At 71.9% G+C, this 21,680-nt stretch carries 19 protein-coding genes; 13 read left to right on the top strand and 6 right to left on the bottom strand.

All coding sequences use genetic code 11. The annotated features are described in order from the left end of the window. Positions 1-273: 273 nt before the first annotated feature. The 4 genes from cydB to AB0I42_RS13740 form a co-directional block, all read right to left on the bottom strand. A complete protein-coding gene (gene cydB, locus AB0I42_RS13755) occupies positions 274-1,272 on the bottom strand; it encodes a cytochrome d ubiquinol oxidase subunit II (protein WP_357537226.1) in 999 nt (332 codons plus the stop codon). Between the two features lie 14 nt (positions 1,273-1,286). After that, positions 1,287-2,711, bottom strand: coding sequence for a cytochrome ubiquinol oxidase subunit I (locus tag AB0I42_RS13750; RefSeq protein WP_357537224.1), 1,425 nt, complete (start codon positions 2,709-2,711; stop codon positions 1,287-1,289). 109 nt (positions 2,712-2,820) lie between these two features. After that, complete coding sequence (locus tag AB0I42_RS13745) at positions 2,821-3,795, bottom strand: pirin family protein (protein ID WP_357537502.1); 975 nt, start codon at positions 3,793-3,795, stop codon at positions 2,821-2,823. A 118-nt stretch (positions 3,796-3,913) separates the two neighbouring features. Then, complete coding sequence (locus tag AB0I42_RS13740; protein WP_357537222.1) at positions 3,914-4,315, bottom strand: hypothetical protein; 402 nt, start codon at positions 4,313-4,315, stop codon at positions 3,914-3,916. Positions 4,316-4,416: 101 nt separating this feature from the next. Here AB0I42_RS13740 and AB0I42_RS13735 point away from each other — a divergent pair, with 101 nt between their 5' ends. Further along, positions 4,417-4,872: a hypothetical protein gene (locus AB0I42_RS13735; protein WP_357537220.1), complete on the top strand. Its 456-nt coding sequence runs from the start codon at positions 4,417-4,419 to the stop codon at positions 4,870-4,872. Positions 4,873-4,905: 33 nt separating this feature from the next. Here AB0I42_RS13735 and AB0I42_RS13730 read toward each other — a convergent pair whose 3' ends face one another. Next, positions 4,906-5,535: an NADPH-dependent F420 reductase gene (locus AB0I42_RS13730; protein WP_357537218.1), complete on the bottom strand. Its 630-nt coding sequence runs from the start codon at positions 5,533-5,535 to the stop codon at positions 4,906-4,908. Positions 5,536-5,667: 132 nt separating this feature from the next. On the opposite strand from AB0I42_RS13730, the gene AB0I42_RS13725 reads away from it, so the two are divergent. After that, positions 5,668-6,792, top strand: a complete 1,125-nt coding sequence (locus AB0I42_RS13725; RefSeq protein ID WP_357537216.1) for an acetate kinase — start codon at positions 5,668-5,670, stop codon at positions 6,790-6,792. Positions 6,793-6,795: 3 nt separating this feature from the next. Here the strand turns inward: AB0I42_RS13725 and AB0I42_RS13720 are convergent, their stop codons facing one another. Continuing rightward, positions 6,796-7,647 carry an amidohydrolase family protein gene (locus AB0I42_RS13720; RefSeq protein ID WP_357537214.1) on the bottom strand — a complete coding sequence of 284 codons (852 nt, stop codon included), beginning with the start codon at positions 7,645-7,647 and terminating at the stop codon, positions 6,796-6,798. Between the two features lie 111 nt (positions 7,648-7,758). Between AB0I42_RS13720 and AB0I42_RS13715 the strand changes: the two genes are divergently transcribed. From AB0I42_RS13715 to AB0I42_RS13665, 11 genes are all read left to right on the top strand, one after another. Beyond that, complete coding sequence (locus tag AB0I42_RS13715) at positions 7,759-9,021, top strand: M20 family metallopeptidase (protein ID WP_357537212.1); 1,263 nt, start codon at positions 7,759-7,761, stop codon at positions 9,019-9,021. Next, entirely contained in the window at positions 9,018-10,001 is a 984-nt protein-coding gene (locus tag AB0I42_RS13710; RefSeq protein ID WP_357537210.1) for a Gfo/Idh/MocA family oxidoreductase, read from the top strand. Before AB0I42_RS13715 ends, AB0I42_RS13710 begins: the two co-directional genes overlap by 4 nt. A gap of 26 nt (positions 10,002-10,027) precedes the next feature. After that, a complete protein-coding gene (locus AB0I42_RS13705) occupies positions 10,028-11,323 on the top strand; it encodes an extracellular solute-binding protein (RefSeq protein WP_357537209.1) in 1,296 nt (431 codons plus the stop codon). Positions 11,324-11,379: 56 nt separating this feature from the next. Next, complete coding sequence (locus AB0I42_RS13700) at positions 11,380-12,339, top strand: sugar ABC transporter permease (protein ID WP_357537207.1); 960 nt, start codon at positions 11,380-11,382, stop codon at positions 12,337-12,339. 70 nt (positions 12,340-12,409) lie between these two features. Then, entirely contained in the window at positions 12,410-13,243 is an 834-nt protein-coding gene (locus tag AB0I42_RS13695) for a carbohydrate ABC transporter permease (protein ID WP_357537206.1), read from the top strand. A 4-nt stretch (positions 13,244-13,247) separates the two neighbouring features. Then, positions 13,248-13,664: an L-rhamnose mutarotase gene (locus AB0I42_RS13690; protein WP_357537203.1), complete on the top strand. Its 417-nt coding sequence runs from the start codon at positions 13,248-13,250 to the stop codon at positions 13,662-13,664. Between the two features lie 332 nt (positions 13,665-13,996). Next, on the top strand, positions 13,997-15,595 hold the full coding sequence (locus AB0I42_RS13685) for an ABC transporter substrate-binding protein (protein WP_357537202.1): 1,599 nt from the start codon (positions 13,997-13,999) through the stop codon (positions 15,593-15,595). Between the two features lie 11 nt (positions 15,596-15,606). Beyond that, the gene (locus tag AB0I42_RS13680; protein ID WP_357537200.1) at positions 15,607-16,617 is read left to right on the top strand and encodes an ABC transporter permease; all 1,011 of its coding nucleotides are present in this window, start codon (positions 15,607-15,609) and stop codon (positions 16,615-16,617) included. Then, entirely contained in the window at positions 16,617-17,510 is an 894-nt protein-coding gene (locus tag AB0I42_RS13675; protein ID WP_357537199.1) for an ABC transporter permease, read from the top strand. The genes AB0I42_RS13680 and AB0I42_RS13675 overlap by 1 nt, the downstream gene beginning before the upstream one ends. Before the next feature lie 2 nt (positions 17,511-17,512). Continuing rightward, positions 17,513-19,567 carry a dipeptide ABC transporter ATP-binding protein gene (locus AB0I42_RS13670; RefSeq protein WP_357537197.1) on the top strand — a complete coding sequence of 685 codons (2,055 nt, stop codon included), beginning with the start codon at positions 17,513-17,515 and terminating at the stop codon, positions 19,565-19,567. Then, a complete protein-coding gene (locus AB0I42_RS13665) occupies positions 19,560-21,614 on the top strand; it encodes a hydantoinase/oxoprolinase family protein (RefSeq protein WP_357537195.1) in 2,055 nt (684 codons plus the stop codon). Before AB0I42_RS13670 ends, AB0I42_RS13665 begins: the two co-directional genes overlap by 8 nt. Positions 21,615-21,680 lie beyond the last annotated feature (66 nt).

The following is a 21,680-nucleotide window of genomic DNA, read 5'->3' as shown; positions in this document are numbered from 1 at the left end:
CCCGTCTGTGCGGCCCGCCCGTCTGTGCGGCCCTCCGCGAGCGCTGATCAAGGAGAAAGCGTGCCCGTCTCGTGCGGATATGTCGCGCAACTTCTCCTCGATCAGCGCCGCCCGCCCGCGCCCGCGCCTACCCGCCGCCCCTGCCGCCCCGCCCCGGTCCTCCGTGAGCGCTGATCAAGGAGAAAGCGTGCCCGTCTCGTGCGGATATGTCGCGTAACTTCTCCTTGATCAACGCGGCCGGGTGCCGGCACCGCCCCGCCTGCGTTCGGGTGGTCAGTGGGTGGGGATGTGGGTGGTGTCCAGGCGCTTGCGGAAGACCCAGTAGGTCCAGCCCTGGTAGAGAAGCACGATCGGGGTGAAGACCGCCGCCACCCAGGTCATGATCGTCAGCGTGTACGGCGTCGACGACGCGTTCGCCGTGGTCAGCGTCCCGGCCGGGTCCAGTGTGGACGGCATCACCTCCGGGAACAGGGCGGTGAACAGGGTCGCCACGGTCAGCGCGATCGCGGTCGCCGTACCGGCGAAGGCCCAGCCCTCCCGGCGTACCCGGTTGGCGGTCAGGCCGGCGACCAGGGCGACGGCGGCGAGCACCGCGAGCACGACGGCGGCCGGGTTGGCCCGCAGCACCAGTGACCAGACCAGGAACGTGCCGGCGAGCAGCACCGCCACCAGGCCGGCCCGGCCGGCCAGCCGGTTCGCCCGCTCGCGGATGTCGCCGGCGGTCTTCAGCGCCAGGAACAGCGCGCCGTGCGTGACGAAGACCGCGAGGAACGTCGCCCCGCCGAGCAGCCCGTACGGGTTGAGCAGGGTGAGCAGGCCGCCGGCGTACTCGTGGTCGGCGGTCAGCGGCACGCCCCGGAAGATGTTCGCGAAGGCGACGCCCCACAGCAGCGCCGGCACGACCGAGCCGATCGTGATCGCCCAGTCCCAGCGGTCCTTCCAGCCGGCGTGGTCGCGGCCGTGCCGGTATTCGAACGCGACCCCGCGCACGATCAGCGCGAGCAGGATCAGCAGCAGGGGCAGGTAGAAGCCGGAGAACAGGGTCGCGTACCACTCCGGGAACGCGGCGAACATGGCGCCGCCGGCGGTGATCAGCCAGACCTCGTTGCCGTCCCAGACCGGGCCGATGGTGTTGATCAGGACGCGGCGTTCGCGGTCGTCGCGGCCGAGCACACGCAGTAGTACGCCGACGCCGAAGTCGAAGCCCTCCAGGACGAAGTAGCCGGTGAACAGGACGGCGATCAGCAGGAACCAGAAGGTGGACAGTTCCACGGGATGCTCCGGGGTCAGTAGGCGAAGGCGAGCGGGCGGTCCTCGTCGGCGTCACGGTCGCCGTCGTGGTCGTCGTCGGGCGGCGGCGCGACCGCCGGCAGCCCGCGCTTGGCGTACGTCAGCAGCAGCCGGACCTCGACGACGGCGAGGATCGCGTAGATCAGGGTGAACGCGGTGAACGAGGTCAGCACCTCGGTCAGCGACACGCTGCGGGACACCCCGTCGCGGGTCAGCATCTCGCCGAAGACGATCCAGGGCTGGCGGCCCATCTCGGTGAAGATCCAGCCGAAGGCGTTGGCGGCCAGCGGCAGCAGCGGCAGGACCAGGCCGGCCCGCAGCAGCCACTTCGACGACGGCGTACGCCCGCGCCGCTGGGCCCAGAGCACCAGCAGCGCCACCAGTGCCGCCGCGAGCCCGAAGCCGATCATCAGGCGGAAGCTCCAGTACGCGACCGGGATCATCGGCGCGTAGTCGCCGGGCCCGTACTGGGCGGCGTACTGCGCCTGGAGGTCGTTGATGCCGTGCACCTCGCCGTTCACGTCACCGGTCGACAGCCAGGAGAGCAGGTACGGGATCTTCAGCGCGAACACCTCGCGCCCGCCGTCCAGGCTGCCGACGGTCAGTACCGAGAAGGCGGCCGGCGACTCGGTGTCGTACAGCCCTTCGGCGGCGGCCATCTTCATCGGCTGCACCTGCGTCATGATCTTGCTCTGGATGTCGCCGGTGACCAGTACGGCCACGGTGGCGACCAGGGTGACGACCGCGCCGAATTTCGTCGCGAACCGGTGCGCCGGCGTCTCGTCGGTCACGCCCCGGCGCATCACGTGCCACAGCGACACGCTGACGATCAGCGACCCGGCGACCAGGAACGCCCCGGCGATCGTGTGCGGGAAGGTGATCAGCGCGACCTTGTTGGTCAGCACCGCCACGAAGTCGGTGAGTTCGGCCCGGCCGCTCTCCGGGTCGATCCGGTAGCCGACCGGGTTCTGCATGAACGAGTTCGCGGCCAGGATGAAGTACGCGCTCAGCACACTCCCGATCGCCGCCGCCCAGATGGTGGCCAGGTGTACGCGTTTCGGCAGCCGGTCCCAGCCGAAGATCCACAGGCCGAGGAAGGTGGATTCGAGGAAGAACGCGAGCAGGGCCTCGATGGCGAGGGGGGCGCCGAAGATGTCGCCGACGAAGCGGGAGTAGTCGCTCCAGTTCATCCCGAACTGGAACTCCTGCACGATGCCGGTGACGATCCCCATCGCGAAGTTGATCAGGAAGAGCTTGCCGTAGAACTTCGTCAACCGTAGGTACTTCTCGTCGCCGGTGCGCAGCCACATCGTCTGGAGCACCGCGACCAGCGGACCGAGTCCGATGGTCAGCGGCACGAACAGGAAGTGGTAGACCGTGGTGACCCCGAACTGCCAGCGGGCCACGTCCAACGCGTCCATGCCTTCGAAACCCCTCGTCGCGCGACCGGCCACCTGCCGGCGATCCTCAGCGATCGTCCGCGCGGCGGGCGGTCACCCGGCAGGGCCGAAGGTCACCCACCCGAGGGACTCAGGCCCCCGGTGTGCGCCCGTCCCGGTCACGGGCCTTGAGTCGGGTGGTCGGCATCTCCGGCGCGGGCAGCGGGTCGCCGGCGTATCCGTGGACGGTGCCGAAGCGCCGCCCGGCGGCCCAGTCGTCGCGGGCCGCCACGATCTCCTCGTGCGACCGCCCGACGAAGTTCCACCACATGACCAGCGGCTCGTCGAACGGCTCGCCGCCGAGCAGGAACAGCCGCGTCGGGCCGTCGGCGCCCGGCGCGTCGGCGGTCACGGTCAGGTCGCGGCGACCCCGGCCCAGGTGAAGCAGGTCACCGGGCGTCAACTCGGCGCCGGCGACGCGCGCGGTGCCGGACATCACCACGGCCGCGTACTCGAAATCCGGCTCCAACGGCAGGCCGACCCGGCCGCCTGACCCGGCGTCGAAGGTGATCTGCGCGCCGACCAGCGGCGTGTACGTCACCGCAGGCGACGTCACCCCGGCCAGCGTCCCCACCACCACCGACACCTCCGTGCCGTCCTCCCGCCACCCCGGTACCGACGGGTGGTGGGCGAAGTCGGCCGCGCCGTGCCGGGCGCTGTCCGGCAGCGCCACCCACAGTTGCAGGCCGTGCATCGACGGCGGATGGGCGGCCGGCGACTCCTCGGAGTGGGCGATGCCGTGACCGGCCGTCATCAGGTTCAGTTGCCCCGGCAGGATCGTCTGGAGGCTGCCGAGGCTGTCCCGGTGCAGGATCTCGCCCTCGACGAGCCAGCTCACCGTCTGCAGCCCGGTGTGCGGATGCGGTGGCACCTGCATCCCCGGCCGGCCGGCGACGTCGTCCGGCCCGAAGTGGTCGACGAAGCACCAGGCGCCGATCATCCGCCGCTGCCGCTGCGGAAGCAGGCGGCGCACCGTCGTGTAGCGGCCCAGCGGCACGTCGTGCCCGGGCAGCAGCACGCTGGTCGGCTCGGCGGTGTCCGCCGGGCCGGTGGGTTGTGCGGCCACCGTCGTGGCCCCGGTGAGGACGGTGCGTTCCGGCTCGCGTGGTTCGGTCACGACCCCGACTGTACGACCGATCTCGCCGACCGGGAGTCGCGCAGGCCCGGCCGGATTCGCGGTGGCCCTAGACCGTTACCCGGTAGTTGAGGTCCACCGCCGCGACCGAGGAGATCGGGACCTGTAGGGAAATTTGCAGCCACCGATGCTCGCCGCCGCGCGGATCCGGTGCGATGAATGCCCGTTCCTCGTACGGGCCGAAGGTCACGAGGTTGGGATTGCCAGTGGTTCGGATCCGCCGGAGGCTCATTTCGAGTTCGATGCTTTCCGGATCGGTCGGAAACGTGGCGCTGTCCGGCACGAAGAACGATATCGGCTGACGGTCGTCCGGTCGGACGGCGCCCCGGAAGGAAGGGTTCGCGATGAGACTCAGTACTCCGCTGTAGAACGTGTAGGAGCCGGCGCCGTCGGCGCGGACAACCTGCAGGCGCCGCCTCGCGGTCACCCCGGCAATCTCCAGATAGAGCATGGCGGGGAGTGTAGGTAGCCGGACGGTCCGGGCCGTGCCTTGTGTCGGGTTGGCTACCGGGCGCTGGCGACCATGGTGATCCGGCAGTTCAATTTACGGGCATGGGTCTGCTCGGTCGTGCCGCCGGATACTTCTGGTGCGTCATGTCGATGGCTGTCGGCGGCCTCGCGTTCCTCTTCTACGATCGCGCGGACGAAGAGTGGGTGATCGGCCCCATCGGGGTCGGCGTCGGTCTGCTGGGCATCGTGCTCATCTCGGTCGCCGGCCGGTTCGAGCGCGGCCGGACCTTCATTCTGCGGCACGGAATCGCGGGTGTGGGCACGGTCACCGCGGTTTCGAAGACCATGCGCGGTGAAACCGAAGCCCGGTATCTGAAGCTCACCCTCACGGTGGTGGTGCCCGGGCGCAGCCCGTATCAGGCGACCACCCGAAAGGCGTACGGTCTTTCCGTCATCGACCGCGTCCAGCCGGGCCTGGTGCTGCCGGTCCGGGTCCATCCGACCCGGCCGGAGAAGGTCCTCGTCGCAGGCGATCGGTACCACCGGCCGCTGGTCTAGCTCCGACGGTGGCGGGTGGGGCCCTGGGGCGGGTCAGGGGGCGGAGAGGGTGGCCTGGAGTTGATCCGCCGTCTGGTCGGCGAGGAAGGCCGGGGAGCCGGGTTGCTGCTTGCGGCCGCCGGTGGCCAGGTCGCCGGAGTCGACCGGCGCGAAGCCGATCTCCTCGATCAGCTGCTGTACGCAGCGTTTGGCCTGGACGTCGTCGCCGGCCAACGGGATCCCGTAACGCACCTGCGCCCCGGCCTCGTGGTGGTAGTCGCGTAGATGGTCCCAGCGCATCGTGTTGAACGCCTTGACCACGTGCGCGTCCCGTAGGTGTGCCTGCACCATCTCGCTGGAGGTGGTGCGGTCCTCGTCCAGTTCCGGGATGTGGCCGTCGCGGTCCGGCATGTAGTTCGTGGTGTCGATGACCGTCTTGCCGGCCAGCCCGCCGGTCGGCAGGTCGGCGTACGCGCGGAACGGCACCGAGACGACGACGACCTCGCCGATCCGGGCCGCCTCGGCCGGGCTGACCGCCTCGCCGCACCCGCGCAGGTCGGCGAGGAGCGGGTCGAGGCCGGCCGGGTCGCCGGAGTGGGCGACCGCGACGTGGTGTTCGGCCGACGCGAAATGCCGGGCCAGGGTGCCGCCGATGTGGCCGGTGCCGATGACGCTGATCTGCACGATCCGCTCCCTCCGTCCGCGGAACGGTCGACTTCCCGTGCCATCCCGCACCAAACCCGGCCGCTCGCCGGCGTCCGCCCCGGGCAGCGGACGGCCGGGCATGGGCCGGGGCCGACCGGGTACGAGCGGTCAATGACCATCGTGCTCACCGTGAACGCCGGATCGTCCAGCCTGCACCTGGCATACGTCGACGTCACCGCCGGCACCGGCGGCGCCGGCGGCATCGCCGGCGACGGTGCCGGGGCCCGGCTGGACCGGTCCACGCCGCCGGCCGACGCCGAGGCGGCGGTGCGGGACTTCGTCGCCGGCCGGTCCGCCCCGGACATGGTCGCGCACCGGCTCGTGCACGGCGGGGAACTCGTCTTCCGGCCCACCGTCGTCGACGACGGGCTGCGCCGTGCGCTGGACGACGTGGCCGCGCTCGCCCCGCTGCACCTGCCGCCGGCGCTGGCCCTGCTCGACCAGTTGCGGCGGCTGCTGCCGGACGTGCCGCACCTGGTCTGCCCGGACTCGGCGTTCCACGCCGGGCTGCCGGAGCCGGCGCGGACGTACCCGGTGCCGGCCCGCTGGCGGGAGCGGTTCGGGTTGCGCCGGTACGGCTTCCACGGCCTGTCGTACGCGTACGCGACCCGCCGGGCCGGCGAGCTGCTCGGCCGGCCGGTCGCCGACCTGCACCTGCTCCTGGCGCACCTGGGCGGCGGGGCGTCGGTGTGTGCCGTACGCGGCGGGCGCAGCGTCGACACGTCGATGGGCTTCACCCCGCTCGACGGGGTGCCGATGAGCAAGCGCAGCGGCGCCGTCGACCCCGGCATGCTGTTGTGGCTGCTCGACGGGCGGCTGACGTACGACGAGGTGTTCGACGGCCTGTACCACCGGTCCGGGCTGCTCGGCCTGTCCGGCGGCCGGTCCGGCGACACCCGCGACCTGGTCGCGGCGGCGCCCGGCGACCCGGCCGCCGCGCTGGCCATGGAGACCTTCGACCACCGGGTACGCCGGGAGATGGCGGCCGCGGCGACCAGCCTGGACCGGATCGACGCGGTGGTCTTCACCGGCGAGATCGGCTGGGACCAGCCGGAGGTGCGCCACGACGTCTGTGCCGGCCTGCGGCTGCTCGGCGTGGTGCCGCCGACCGGCGGGAACCGCGACGACGACGGGCCGGTCAGCGCGCCCGGGGCGGCGGTGCCGGTGCTGGTGGTGCGGCCGCGCGAGGAGTTCGAGCTGGCCCGCGAGGCCGCCGGGGCGCTGGTGCGGGCCTGAGGATCAGCCGCCCGCGGCGGGCAGGACCACCCGGTCCAGGGCGCGTACCAGGTTGCCGCCGTACACGGCGTCGCGCTCGGCGGGGGAGAGGGCGGCCAGGGTGGGCAGGTCGAGGGTCTGCGGGAACGACACCGCGTCGAGGCTGGGCGCGAAGTCGGACCCCCAGTAGAGCCGCCCGGGGCCGAACGAGTCGAGCAGTACCCGGACGAACGGCGCCGCCGCGGCGTGTGGCCAGGCGTGCGACGGGTCGCTGACCGCGTACAGGCCGGAGATCTTGACCCCGACGTGCGGGAGGCCGGCCAGCGCGCGCAGCGGGGCGAGGACTTCGGCGGCCCGGTCGACGGACGGCGGTTCGGGATGCGGGCCGGGCAGGCCGAGGTGGCTGAACAGCACGGTGCAGCCGTCGAGCCGGGCGACGGCGTCGGCGAGGCCGGCGGTCGCGGCGGGGGTGGCGTTGAGGCTGACCACCGCCGCGGCGGCGTTGAGCGTGGCGGCGGTTCCGGCGGGCCAGCCGGCGAGGGCGGCCGCCTCGGCGGGGCCGGGCAGGTATGCCGACAGCCCCACGAAGCCCTGCCCGAGCCGGACCCGTAGCTCGTCGACAGTGGACGGTCCGGTGGGTGGTACGTAGGCGACCGGCGCGATCCACGGCTGCCGGGCGGCCAGCGCGGCGAGGTGGTCGTTGTTGCCGACGAACCGTGGCCCGCCCTCGTAGCCGACCACGAGCGCCCGGTCGATGTCGTGGGCCTCCCGCAGCCGCAGGTACGCGGCGAGTTCGTCGCCCCCGGCGGGGGAGTGTCCGTAACGGCCGGGATAGCCCCCGGCGAAGAGGTGGATGTGCGCGTCGCTGGCGGTCATGGCCGGCAACCCTAGCCGAATCCTGAACTGGTTATTGACGCCACACACCCACTCACCTAAGTTCTGTCTTAATTAGGGCCGGATTACCGGCGAGAGCGAGGGGCGCGACACGTGGAGTTGGTTGGCGACGGGATTGACCGGCTTGTCGAGCTGCGCCGGCATCTGCACCAGTACCCCGAGCTGCGGTTTACCGAGCACGGGACGGCCAAGGTGCTGGCCGACCGGATGGTCGGTCTGGGCGAGATCCGGACCGAGGTGGCGCGTACGGGTCTCGTCGTGCACCTTCCGGGCATCGCTCCGGGGCCGGCAGTCTTGCTTCGGGCCGATATGGATGCCTATCCCGTCCAGGACACCAAGGACGTCCCGTACGCCTCGGTCCACCCCGGCGTCTGCCACGCCTGCGGACACGACGTGCACATGACCGTGGCGGTCGGCGTCGCCCGCCGCTTCGCCGCCGACCCGCCGCCGCGCGGCTCGCTGACCGTGCTGTTCCAGCCGGCCGAGGAGATCCCGTTCGGCGAGGAGTCCGGCGCCGCCCTGGTGCTGGCGGAGGAGCCGTTCGGCCGCCCCCGGTTCGACGCCGTACTCGGACTGCACTGCTGGCCGGAACTGCCGGCCGGCACGATCGGCGTCGACCGCGAGACGGCGATGGCCGCCAAGGACGCCTTCCGGGTGCTGCTGCGCGGCCGGCCGGCGCACGCCGCCACCCCGGCCCGCGGACGCGACGCCATCCTCGGCCTGACCACCCTGGTCAGCAGCCTGCACGCCGCCGTCGCCCGGTCCCGCGACCCGCACGACCTGGTCGCCTTCAACGTCGGCACGATCGCCGGCGGCCGGACCCAGAGCCTGGTCGCCGACCGGGCCGAGGCGACCGGGACGCTGCGTACCCACGACCCGGCCGTCCGGGCCCGGCTCAAGGAGGTCGTCGAGCGGGTGGCCCGCCAGCAGGCCGCCGCCTTCGACCTCGGCATCGAGTTCACCTGGGCCAACGAGATGCCGGCGATCCGCAACGCCCCCGAACTGGTGGCGCTGGCCCACCGCGAACTGCCCGGCCACGTCGAGGTCGCCGACCTCGCCGAACCGCCACTGACCACCGACGACTTCGCGCTGCTCGGCGCGCTCGGCCCGAGCCTCTACGTCAAGCTCGGGGTACGCGGCGCGGCCGGCGGCGCCCCGCTGCACTCCGCCGAGTTCGACGTCGACGAACGGTGCCTCCACACCGGGGTCACCGCCCTGGACCGGCTCACCCGCGCCGTGCTCGCCGGCGCCCTGAGCGCCGCCGCCCCGCAGGCCGGCACGCCGGCAGGAGACGGCCGGAGCGGCGGTGCCGCCGACGCCGGTGCCACCGGCCCGCTCCCGGCGGTGGGCGCGTGAACCCGGTCGCGGTCGTCGGCGCCGGCGCCTTCGGCGCCCGGCACGTGGCGGCCTACCGCTCGCTGGACGTGCCGGTCGCCGCCCTGGTCGACCCGGACCGCGCCGCCCGGGAACGGCTCGCCGCCGAGTACGGCGTACCGCACACCCACGCCACCGTCGACGAACTGCTCGCCGCCGGTCCCGTCGCCGCCGCCTCGGTCTGCACCCCCGGCCCGACCCACCGGGCCGTCGCGACCGCGCTGCTGACCGCCGGCGTACCGGTGCTGGTCGAGAAGCCGCTGGCCACCACCGTCGCCGACGCCGAGGCGATCGTCGCCGTCGCCGAGTCGACCGGCGTCCTCTGCCAGCCCGGCCACATCCTGCGCTTCAGCGCCCCGCACCGGGCGCTGCACGACGCCGTACGCGCCGGGCAGCTCGGCGACGTCCTCGCGGTCTCGTCGCGCCGCGACCGGCCCCGCACCCTGAGCCGGCTCTTCCCGGGCGAACACCCCGCCCTGCTCACCGCCGTCCACGACGTCGACCTCGCGCTCTGGTACGCCGGCGCGCCCGTGGTCGAGGTGCGGGCCACCGCCCGTACCCGTACCGGGGCCGAAGTACCGGTCCTGGTCTTCGCGGAACTGCGGCACGCCAATGGCGTCGTGTCGTCGATCCGCAACAGCTACCTGCTCCCCGAAGACGCTCCCAACCACACCTCGGACCTGGTCGAGGTGTACGGCACCGGCGGGGTCGGTCACGTCGACCTCGCCCAACCCACCCTGCTCGTCCAGGCCGAGCAGGCGCAGGCGCCCGACTGGCTGCTCTCCCCGTCCGGAGGCGGTGGGGCGCTCGCTGCCGAACTGCGGCACTTCCTGGCCCGGGTCACCGGCGCGCACCCGACGGCGGTGGTTCCGCTGGCCGACGGGCTGCACGTGGTGCGGGTGGCCGCCGCCATGGTCGACAGCGCCACCGCCGGCGGCGAGACCCGCCGGATCACTTCCTGAACCACCCTCGACAGGAGCTTCAACCGATGTTGCGACGCAAGATAGCGGGCGCGCTCGCCGCCGGTCTGGCAGCCGCCACGCTGCTGACCGCGTGCGGCGGCGACGACGCCGCCGACGGTCCGGTCACCCTCAAGGTGCTGACCTGGGAGCCGGGCGGCACCGAGTACTGGGCCCAGGTCAAGACCGCGTTCGAGGCCGGCCACCCGGACATCAAGCTGGACATGGAGGCGGTGCCGTTCGACCGCTACCCCGAGGTGCAGGGTCCGTACATCACCTCGCAGTCCGGCCCGGACGTGATGGCCAACAACGCCGGCCTCGAACTGTTCGACCGGCGCGGGGCGTACGAGCCGCTCGGCGAGCGGGCCGCCGAGATCAACAAGGATCTCGTCACCTACAGCGGCGCCTGCGAGGGCTTCGACACCAGCAAGCCCTGCTACGGGGTGCCGTTCTCCTACCAGGGCAACGTCCTCTACTACAACAAGTCGGTGCTGACCGCCGCCGGCCTCGACCCGGAGAACCCGCCGGCGACGTGGGCCGACTTCGCCGCCGCCTGCGACGCGGTCAAGAAGTCCGGCAAGACCTGCCTCGCCCTCGGCCTGTCCGGCACGTTCCCGGCGTACTGGGACTTCCCGGAGATCGCCCGCAACTACCTGACCGAGGACGACATCCGCGGCCTGCTCGCCGGCACGCTGTCGTGGACCGACCCGAAGCTGGTCGCCAGCCTGGAGAAGCTCGCCGAGATCACCACCAGCGGCTGGACGAACAGCAACGCCCCGTCGATCACGATGCTGCCCGACGGCGCCGACATCTTCCAGCGCGGCGACGCCGCCTTCGCCGGCACGATCATCTCCGACGCCGTCAACTGGGAGGCGTTCGGCAAGGCCCTCGGCGACGACAACCTCGGCGTCACCCGCTGGCCGGTGATCAACCCCGACGCGCCGCTGGCGCAGAAGTTCTCCGGCATCGAGGGCGCCGTCTACGGCGTCACCAAGTGGAGCGAGAAGAAGCAGGCCGGCCTGGAGTTCATCAGCTGGCTCGCCGGCAAGGAGAACGGCGAGCTGTGGGTCCGCTACGGCAAGGGCCAGCCGCTCAACAACACCGTCGACAAGGCGCTGCTGCCGACCTCGCCGTCCTTCCTGAAGATCCAGGAGTTCGTCGCCCAGCCCACGCTGCACGCCGGCGTGATGCTCTCCGGCCCGGAGACCGACGCGCTGGCCCGCGGCTGGCAGCAGGTCACCCTCGGCCAGTTGACCGTCGACAAGTGGGCCGAGCAGATGCAGCAGGCCCTCGAACGCAGCCCGACCAAGCGGCAGGGCAGGTGATCCCGCCGGGCGGGGCGGTCCCGCCGCCCGGCCCGGCGCCGATCGGAGGGAAGAGAATGTCGATCTCCACCGCACCGGTGGCGAAGACCGACCCGACCACCGCGACGCCCGGCCCGTCCGGCCGGGCCGCGATCCGGACCGCCCGGGTACGCCAGTGGTGGTTCGCCGCCGCCCTGGTCTTCCCGGCGGTGGCGCTCGCCGTCACGTTCAAGTTCGTGCCGCTCGGCCGGGGCGTGGCGACCAGCCTGGAGACGTCCAGCGGCTTCGACGGCACCTCGTTCGCCGGTGCCGACAACTACACCCGGATGCTCGACGACCCGATGGTCCTCACCAGCTTCCGCAACGCGCTGATGGTGGTGGCGACCCTGCCGGTGTGGGTGGTGCTGCCGCTGGTGCTGGCCCTGCTGATCCACCAGCGCACCCCGGGCTGGAAGCTGTTCCGGGCGGTCTACTTCATCCCGTACACGATCGCGCCGATCGTCGTCGGCATCATGTTCCGGCAGATCCTGGCCCCGGAGGGGCCGCTCAACGCCGGGCTGCGCGCGGTCGGGCTCGACCCGCTGGCCACCGAGTGGCTCAACGGCCGCTACAGCGCCCTGTTCTCGCTGGTGGCGGTCGCCCTGTGGAGCTTCTTCGGGCTCGGCGTGATGACCTACCTGGCCGGGCTGGCCACCATCCCCGGCGAGGTGCTGGAGGCCGCGTACCTCGACGGGGCCGGCTTCTGGCGGCGGCTGGTGTCGGTGGTCGTGCCGATGCTGCGCCCGACCGTGGCGTACTGGACCGTGCTCTGCGCGTCCGGCGTCCTGATCTGGCTGTTCCCGCTGATCTACGCGCTGACCCAGGGCGGGCCCGGCGACGCCACCATGCTGCCGGAGTACCTGGTCTTCCTGACCACGTTCCAGTTCCTCGACCGCGGCTACGGCTCGGCGATCGGCGTGGCGCTGTTCGTCTTCGTCGCCCTGATCTCGGTGTTCAGCGTGCGGCACATGTTCAAGGAAGGAACGAGGAAGGCATGACCGAGCGCAGCGAGGGAATCAGTCGGCGCGGGTCAGGGTCATGGCCGGCCGAGCGGAGCGAGGTCGGACCATGACCGGGCGTTCCGCGGCGCGGGCCGGCCGCTACCTGCTCACCTTCGTGCTCGTCGTGGTGGCGGTCGCGGCGATCTATCCGCTGCTGTTCACCATCGTCAGCTCGCTGAAGACCCAGGGCGGATTCGCGCAGGACCCGCTCGGCCTGCCGACGTCGATCACCCTCGGCAACTACGTCGAGGCGTTCAACCGGATGAACATGCCCCGGCTGCTGCTCAACTCGCTGATCGCGACGCTGGGCGGGCTGGTGCTGTCGGTGCTCGCCGCCCTGCTGGCCGCGTACGCGGTCACCAAGCTGCGGTTCCGGGGCGGCAAGCTGGTCTTCCTGCTGATCATCGTCACGCTGACCATCCCGAGCCAGGCGATCATCTACCCGCTCTACCAGACCGTGCTCGACCTCGGGATGTCCGGCCAGTACCAGGGGCTGATCCTGGCGTTCGCCGCGTTCGGCCTGCCGCTGGGGACGTACCAGCTCGCCGGCTACTTCCAGCAGGTGCCCGACGAGCTGATCGAGGCGGCCCGGGTCGACGGGGCCGGCCACTTCACGATCCTGTTCCGGCTGCTGACCCCGATCGCGGCACCCGCGCTGTCGGCGCTCGGCATCTTCAACTTCGTCTGGATGTGGAACGACCTGCTGCTGCCCCTGGTGATCATGGGCGGGTCGGACCGGAAGACCCTGATGGTCGGGGTCTCGCTGCTCACCGGCCAGTACGACGTGTCGGTGCCGCTGGTCAGCGCCGGCCTCATCGTCGCGCTGCTGCCGGTGCTGATCATCTACCTGGTGTTCCAGCGGCAGCTCGTCTCCGGGGCGCTCGCCGGCTCCGGCAAGTGAACCCGTGACCAGCGAGCCTTCACGGCCGGCCCCGGAGGACTCCTCCGGGGCCGGCCCGGCGCGTCCCGGCGTCGGACAATCGGACCCGGCCCCGGGCGAGCAGTTCTGCTACCTCTACCGGCTGCGCGACGGCGCCGGCCCCGAGTACGACCGCCGGCACGCCGAGATCTGGCCGGAGCTGTCGCGGCTGCTCGACGAGGCCGGCATGTACGACTACTCCATCTTCCGCCGCGACACCCTGGTGATCTGCGTGCTGCGTACCCGGGACGGGTTCGACCGGGCACGTACGGTCACCGCCGGCTCCGCCGTGCAGGCGCGCTGGACCGCGTCGCTGGCCGGCCTGTTCGCCGAGATCGCCGACGCCGAGGGGGAGCCGCTGTGGGCGCCCCGGGTGTTCCGGCACGCCGGCCCGCCGGTCTGACCGGCCACCCGCCGGTCGGACTGACCGCCGCCTGCCGCCCGGTCGCGGGGCGTGGTCGCGTCGCTGTGAACAGCCTCTTGTATCTCGCGTGTGAAATCTGGTGAACAACCTGCGCATCTGACCATCCCCTGTTTAGCTCTGTTCCTGGCCAGGGGGACGATTCTCGGGGTGAACAGTGGTTTCACCCTTGTTCACATTCTTGCAGCCTGATAGAACACCAGCAGGTGGGCGCGTCGTCCGCGGTCCGCCTCGTCGTGGTTCTTGGAGGACTTCCCATGGCCGGATCAGCGCGTCCGTTCGGACCCGGATCGCCCGCACTCTCCCGTCGGTCGGTGCTGCAGCTCGGGGGTAGCGTCGCCCTCCTGCTGACCACCGGCGCCTGCGCCGCAGGCTCCCAGTCCGGCTCGTCCGGCCGGTCCGCCGACCCGGCCGCGTCCACCCTGCGGATCGCGGTCTCCAGCTACCTCAGCAGCTGGGACCAGGATTTCGTCGGGTTCGACCCGACCGCGCTCATGCTCTACAAGAACATCTACCCCTACCTGGTCGACTACGGCGTGACCGAGGTCAGCGGCTCGAAGATCCTCGACACCACCAACGTGATGCCGACCTTCGCCGAGTCGTTCGAGCCCAGCGCCGACCAGAAGACCTGGACCCTGAAGCTGCGCAAGGGCGTCAAGTTCGCCAGCGGCAACGAGATGACCGCCGCCGACGTCAAGTGGTCCAAGGACCGGGCGTTCGCCGCCAAGGCCAACGTCGCCGGCGTATACCGGACCATCGGTCTCACCGAGCCCGACCAGGTCCGGGTCGTCGACGACTACACCGTAGAGTTCGCCCAGGCGTTCCCGAGCGCGCTCACCCCGCAGATCCAGGCGATCTCGCTGTACGTCTTCGACTCGGTCGAGGCCAAGAAGCACGCCACCGACGCCGACCCGTGGGCCCAGGAGTGGTTCGCCAAGAACGCCCCGACCGGCGGCTACTTCAACGTCACCAAGGCCACCCAGGGCCAGGAGATCGTGCTGGAGGCCAACAAGGGCTACCCGGGCCCGGAGCCGGCGCAGACCGGCACCATCCGGATCTCGGTCGTCCCGGCCGCCGCCAACCAGCGGCTGCAGCTCCAGAACGGCGACGTCGACATCGCGCTCGGCATCAGCCGCCGCGACATCGCCGACCTGAAGAACGCCGACGGCATCAAGGTCCTCTCCGCGCCCAGCAACGAGCAGGTCGCGATCCAGATGTCGGTCACCACCGCGCCGTTCAACGACGTCAACGTCCGCAAGGCGCTGGCCCAGGCGGTGCCGTACGAGCAGATCATCGCCAACGTCTACGGCGGCGACGCCCGGCCGACCAGCAGCCTGGTGCCGCTGGACATGCCCGGCTACGACCCGAGCGGCTACCCCTACAAGTACGACATCGAGGCGGCCAAGGCCGCGCTGGCCGCCGCCGGCCAGGCCTCGATCAGCTCGGAGCTGGTCTTCCAGACCGACAACGACACCCAGCAGCAGCTCGCCGTACTGGTGCAGTCCGAGGCACGCAAGGCCGGCATCGAACTGAAGCTCACCCCGCTCGACCCGGCCACGCTCGCCGAGCGGCGGCAGCAGAAGAACATCCCGCTGCAGATCACCTCGGGCCAGCTCTGGGTCAACGACGTCGAGTACATGCTGGCCACCAGCTTCGTCTCCGGCGCCAACCTCAACTACTCCAACTACACCAACCCGGAGATCGAGCAGATCTACGAGCAGTCGCACACCACCGTCGACGAGAACGGTCGCCGGGCGCTGTGGACCCGGGTCCAGCAGATCCTCGCCGCCGACGTGCCGTGGGTGATCGTCTGCCAGCCCAACTTCAACCTGCCGGTACGTGAGGAGGTGGCCGGCTGGGTCCAGCCGATGGACGGCCTCGCCCGCCTGCGCTACCTCAGCACCTCGGCCTGATCCCGGTACCCATGCGGATCCTTCGTTTCGTCGGCAGGCGGCTGCTCCAGCTCATCCCGGTGCTGCTCGGGGTGGTCGTCCTGACCTTCCTCCTGGTACGGGTGCTGCCCGGCGACCCGATCCGGACCATCCTCGGCCCGAACGCCACCGAGGAGGACGCCGCGGCGGCCCGGGAACGGTTCGGGCTCGACCAGCCGATGTGGAAGCAGTTCCTGGACTACCTCGGCGGGCTGGTGACCGGTGACTTCGGCACCTCGATCCAGAGCGGCGGGTCGGTCACCGCCGAGGTCGCGGTGCGGATCGGGCCGACGCTCGAACTCGTCGTCTTCTCGGTGTCGCTGGCGCTGGTCGTCGCCGTCGTGCTCGGGATCTGGTCGGCCCGCCGCGCCGACCGGGTCGGCGACCACAGCATCCGGATCTTCGCCCTGATCGGCAACTCGATGCCGGAGTTCTGGCTCGGCCTGGTGCTGATCCTGGTCGGCTACAGCGTGCTCGGCTGGTTCCCGGCCCCCAGCGGCCGGGTCGACCCGGACACCAACCTGACCCCGATCACCGGCGCCGACCTGGTCGACGCGGTGCTGACGGCGAACTGGCCGGCGTTCGGCTCGGCGGCGGCGCACCTGGCCCTGCCGGTCGCCACGCTGGCCATCGTCATCGTCGCGCCGCTGCTGCGCAGCGTACGGGCGTCGGCGCTGGAGGTGCTGCACTCCGAGGCGTACGTCGCCGCCGGCGCCCACGGGCTGCGTCCCCGTACGCTGCTGCGCGGCTACCTGACCCGGGCGACGATGGTCCGGGTGCCGTCGCTGGCCGCCCTGGTCTTCGGCACCGCGATCGGCTCGACCGTGCTCGTCGAATACGTCTACTCCTGGCAGGGCTTCGGCCAGTGGGCGCTGCGCGGCCTGCTCTACCGCGACTACCCGGTCGTCCAGGCGTCCGTGGTGATCATCGCCCTGGCCTACGTGCTGGTGTTCCTCATCGCCGACGTGGTGCACGCGATCCTCGACCCGAGAGTGAAGATCTGATGGTTGATCTGCGCGCCGCCGGCGGTCCCGGCGAATCCGCGGACACCGCGGCCCCGGTCAAGGGCCGCGGGGTCCGCGGCGGCCGGTTCGCCAACGTGCTGATCGTGGTCGGCGCGACCATCCTGACCGTGGTCACGCTCGCCGCGATCTTCGCCCCGCTGCTCGCCAACTGGGGCCCGGAGGAGATCGACCCGGCCGCCAACCTCGCCGCGCCGGGCGGCAGCCACCTGCTCGGCACCGACAGCAACGGCATGGACATCTGGAGCCGGCTGCTCTACGCCGGCCGCCTCGACCTCGGCATCGCGGTGGCGGCCGTCGCCCTCGCGGTCGTGGTCGGCACGATCGTCGGCCTGGTCGCCGGCTATCTCGGCGGCTGGGTCGACGACGTGCTGATGCGGCTGGTCGACATCTTCCAGGCGTTCCCGACCTTCATCCTGGCCCTGGCCGTGGCCGCCCTGCTCGGCAACGGCACGGTGAACCTGATCATCACCATCGCCCTGGTGAACGCGCCCGCGTACGCCCGCCTGGTCCGCGCCGAGGCCCGCTCCGTACGCGAGCTGCCGTTCATCGACGCCTCGGTGACCTCCGGCTCGTCGACGTTCGGCGTGCTGTGGCGGCACGTCCTGCCCAACAGCCTCACCCCGGTACGCGTCATCGCACCGCTGAACTGCGGCTGGGCCATGCTGACCCTGGCCGGCCTGTCCTTCCTCGGCCTCGGCGTCAGCATCCCCACCGCCGAGTGGGGCGCCATGATCAGCCTCGGCAACCCCGACGTCGTCGCCGGACGCTGGTGGACCTCGGTGCCGCCCGGACTCTTCCTGCTCATCTGCGTGCTCGGCTTCAGCCTCCTCGGCGAGGGGCTGCAGGAACGCGCCGACGCGAAGCGGAGGTAGCCATGCTCTCGATCGAGAACCTGTCGGTGGTGATCCGCCGGCGCGGCCGCGAGGTCGCCGCACTCAGCAACGTCAACCTGCGCGTCGACGCCGGCGAGGTCGTCGGCCTGGTCGGCGAGAGCGGCGGCGGCAAGAGCATGGTCGCCCGCTCCATCGTCGGCCTGCTGCCCGGCGGCGCGGACGCCACCGGCGCGGTCCACTTCGACGGCGCCGACGTGCTGCGGATGGACGACGCGGCGCTGCGTACCCACCGCGGCCACGGCGCGGCGCTGTGCTTCCAGAACCCGCGGGGCGCGCTCATCGCCACCCGCACCGTCGGCCGGCAGCTCACCGACCGGCTCACCACCCACCAGGCGATGGACCCCAAACGGGCCCGGGAGGCCGCCCGCGAACTCTTCGAGCAGGTCGGGATCCGCAACCCGGCCCGGCGGCTCGACGCGTACCCGCACGAGCTGTCCGGCGGCATGGCCCAGCGGGTGATGATCAGCCTGGCCACCGGCTGCGCGCCCGGCCTGCTGATCGCCGACGAGCCGACCACCGGCCTCGACGTGACCCTGACCCGGGAGATCCTGCGCCAGTTCCGGCTGGCCGCCGACGCCGACCGGCGCGGCGTACTGCTCATCTCGCACGACCTGGCCTCCATCGCCGCGGTCTGCGACCGGGTGGTGGTGCTCTACGCCGGCACCGTCGTCGAGAGCGGCCCCGCCGACCAGGTGCTGCGCGAACCGTCCCACCCCTACACCCGGGCCCTGCTCGCCTCGGTCCCCGACATCGACGGCCGGCCGGTCGTCGCGACCGCCGGCTCGATGCCGCTGATGCGGACCGCGCCGAACGACTGCCCGTTCGCGCCCCGCTGCGCGCATGCCACCGACACCTGCGGGCAGCGCCGCCCGCCGACGATGCCGGTCCCGCACGGCTCGGGCGACTGGACGCTGGCCTGCTTCCACCCGCAGAGCGGCCCACTGACCGCCGAAGCCGCCCCGGCCGGCCCGACCGCGCCAGGCACCGGCGCGGGCGGGCCGGCCGGTGGCACCCTCACCAAGGACCGGGCCGCCGGTGCCACGGTCCCGGCGGCCGGCACACCCGTGCTGGCGATCGACGACGCGCACGTGGTCTACCGCAGCCGCTTCGGCCGCGGCGGCCACCACGCGCTGCGCGGCGTCAGCCTGACCGTCGCCGCCGGCGAGACCCTCGGCGTCGTCGGCGAGAGCGGCTGCGGCAAGAGCACCCTGGCCAAGCTCATGCTCGGCCTGGTCGACCCGGCCAGCGGCAGCGTCGAGGTCGCCGGCCAGCGCTACGCCGGCCTGCGCGGCCGCAAACTGCGGCAGCTGCGGACCCGGGCCCAGATGGTGTTCCAGGATCCGATCGGCTCGCTCAGCCCGCGCCGCACCGTCGGTGACTCGATCGCCGAACCGCTGCGGGCCCTCGGCGTACCGGCGGCCGAACGCGCGCAGCGGGTCGGGGCCGTACTCGACCGGATGGAACTCGACCGGTCCATCCTCCAGCGGCAGCCGCACGAACTCTCCGGCGGGCAGGCCCAGCGGATCGGCATCGCCCGGGCGCTGGTCGGCCGCCCCGAACTGATCGTCTTCGACGAGCCCACCTCGGCGCTCGACGTGACCGTGCAGGCCCAGATCCTCAAGGTGATCGCCGACGTCGCCGCCGACTCGTCACGCGGCTCGGTCTTCATCTCGCACGACCTGGCCACCGTACGCGGCTTCTCCGACCGCGTCGTCGTGCTCTACCTCGGCCGGGTGGTCGAGGAGGGGCCGGTCGACGAGGTCTTCGACAACCCGAAACACCCGTACACCCGGGCGCTGCTGGCAAGTGCCCCCAGCCTGGGCACCGGCTTCGGCGGGCCGCGGGTCGAGCTGACCCGGGACCTGGAGGAGGCCGACGCCGCCACCGGGTGCCCGCTGGCCGCCCGCTGCCCGTTCGTCACCGACCGGTGCCGCTCCGACGACCAGGAACTCCAGCCGTACGGCGCGAGCCGGGCCGCCTGCTGGCGGGTACCGGAGATCCCCGCCCTGCTGAAAGGTAGTGACATCCGTGTCTGAACCGCACATCCGGCTCGCCGTCGACATCGGCGGCACCTTCGTCGACGCGATGGAGTTGGACACCCGCACCAACCGGGTGCGCTTCCGCAAGGCGTCGACCACGCCCGCGCGGCCGTGGGAGGGTGTGCTCGACGCGGTCACCGCGCTGGGCACCGACCTGTCCCAGGTGGAGCTGTTCATCCACGGCACCACGCTCGGCCTCAACGCCGTCCTCGAACGGCGCGGCGGCGCCACCGGCATCATCACCAACGACGGCTTCCGCGACATCTTCCTCATCGGCCGCGGCAACGTGCCGTCGGACCACATGTACGACTTCAAGTACCAGCGACCGGAGAGCCTGGTCCAGCGCCGCTACACCGCCGGGGTCACCGGCCGGCTGGACCACAAGGGCCGGGTCGTCACCGAACTCGACCCGGACAGCGTCCGCGCCGCCGCCCGCGAGCTGGTCGAGGTGCAGGGCGTGAAGTCGATCGCGATCTGCTTCCTGCACTCGTTCCTCGACCCGACCCACGAGCGCGCCGCCGCCGAGATCATCCGGCGCGAGTACCCGGACGTCAGCCTGTCGCTGTCGACCGACATCGTCCGCGAGTACCGCGAGTACGAGCGGACCAGCACCACCGTGCTCGAGGCGTACATCCGGCCGATCTTCGAGCGGTACGTCGACGAGCTGGAGAGCGGCCTGGCCGCCCGCGGCTTCGCCGGCCGGTTCCTCATCATGCGCTCCGGCGGCGGCTCGATGACGTCGACCGTCGCCAAGACCTCGCCGACGCACACCGTGCTGTCCGGCCCGGCCGGCGGCATCGTCGGCGCCGCCTACCTGGCGAACGAACTCGGCCGCGACAACCTGCTCACCTTCGACATCGGCGGCACGTCGCTGGACGCCTGCGTCATCGAGCGCGGCTCGGCCGTCGCCGCGTACGAGGCGCAGCTCGAACACTTCCCGCTGCTGATCCCGACGTACGACATCCGAACCATCGGCGCCGGCGGCGGCTCCATCGCCTGGCTCGACCGGGGCCTGCTCAAGGTCGGCCCGCACAGCGCCGGCGCCGACCCCGGCCCGGTCTGCTACGGCCGTGGCGGCACGAAGCCGACCGTCACCGACGCCTCGGTCGTCCTCGGCTTCGTCGACCCGGCGCGCTTCCTCGCCGGCACCATGGGCCTGGCCGACGACGCCGCCCGCGACGCGGTCCGCGAGCAGGTCGCCGAACCGCTCGGCCTGTCCGTCGAGGCGGCCGCCGCCGGCATCTACGACGTACTGCTGGCCAAGACCGTCGGCGCCGTACGGCAGATCACCGTCGAGCGCGGCCACGACCCGCGGGTCTTCTCGCTGCTCGCCTTCGGTGGCGCCGGCCCGCTGCTCGCCCCGCTGCTGGCCCGCGAGATGGGCATCCGCGAGGTCGTCGTGCCGTTCGCCCCGTCCGGCTTCTCCGCCTGGGGCATGCTGTCCGCCGACATCGTCGACGACTTCGCCCGTACGGTCATGGCCACCCTCGACGACGCCGACCTCGACCAGATCGAGGCGCTGTTCAAGAGCGTCGAGGCCGAGGCGCTGGCCTCGCTGCGCACCCAGGGGGTGGGCGAGAACGACGCGCTCCTGGAACGGCAGTTCGAGCTGCGCTACCTCGGCCAGGAGCACAGCCTGATGGTGACCGTCGGCCACGACCTCGACCCCGACGCGGTCCGCGCCTCGTTCGAGGAGCTGCACCGGGCCCGCTACGGCCACGCGATGGACAACCGGCTCCAGATCCTCAACCTGCGGGTACGCGGCATCGGCCGGACCCGTCGCCCGGAGCTGGCGACCGCGCCGGCCGGCGACGGCGACCCGACCCGGGCGCTGCTCGCCCCGCGCGACGCGTACGACTTCGGCACCCGCGAGGTCGTACCGTTCGCCGTCTACGACCGCTCGCTGCTCCAGCCCGGCGACGTCTTCTCCGGGCCGGCGCTGGTCGACGAGGGCACCTCGACCACCGTCGTCCCCAGTGGACAGCGCGTCGAGGTCGACCCGCACGGCTACCTGCTGGTGACCCTCGAGGAGGCTGGCGCATGACCGAGCGTAGCGAGGGAATCGGCAAGCTCAGTCGGGCAGGTCATGCGCCTGCCGAGCGAAGCGAGG

The sequence above is a fragment of the Polymorphospora sp. NPDC050346 genome, from assembly GCF_040655695.1.
In the GTDB taxonomy this organism is placed as follows: domain Bacteria; phylum Actinomycetota; class Actinomycetes; order Mycobacteriales; family Micromonosporaceae; genus Polymorphospora; species Polymorphospora lycopeni.
This window is presented reverse-complemented; position numbering and strand designations above follow the sequence as displayed.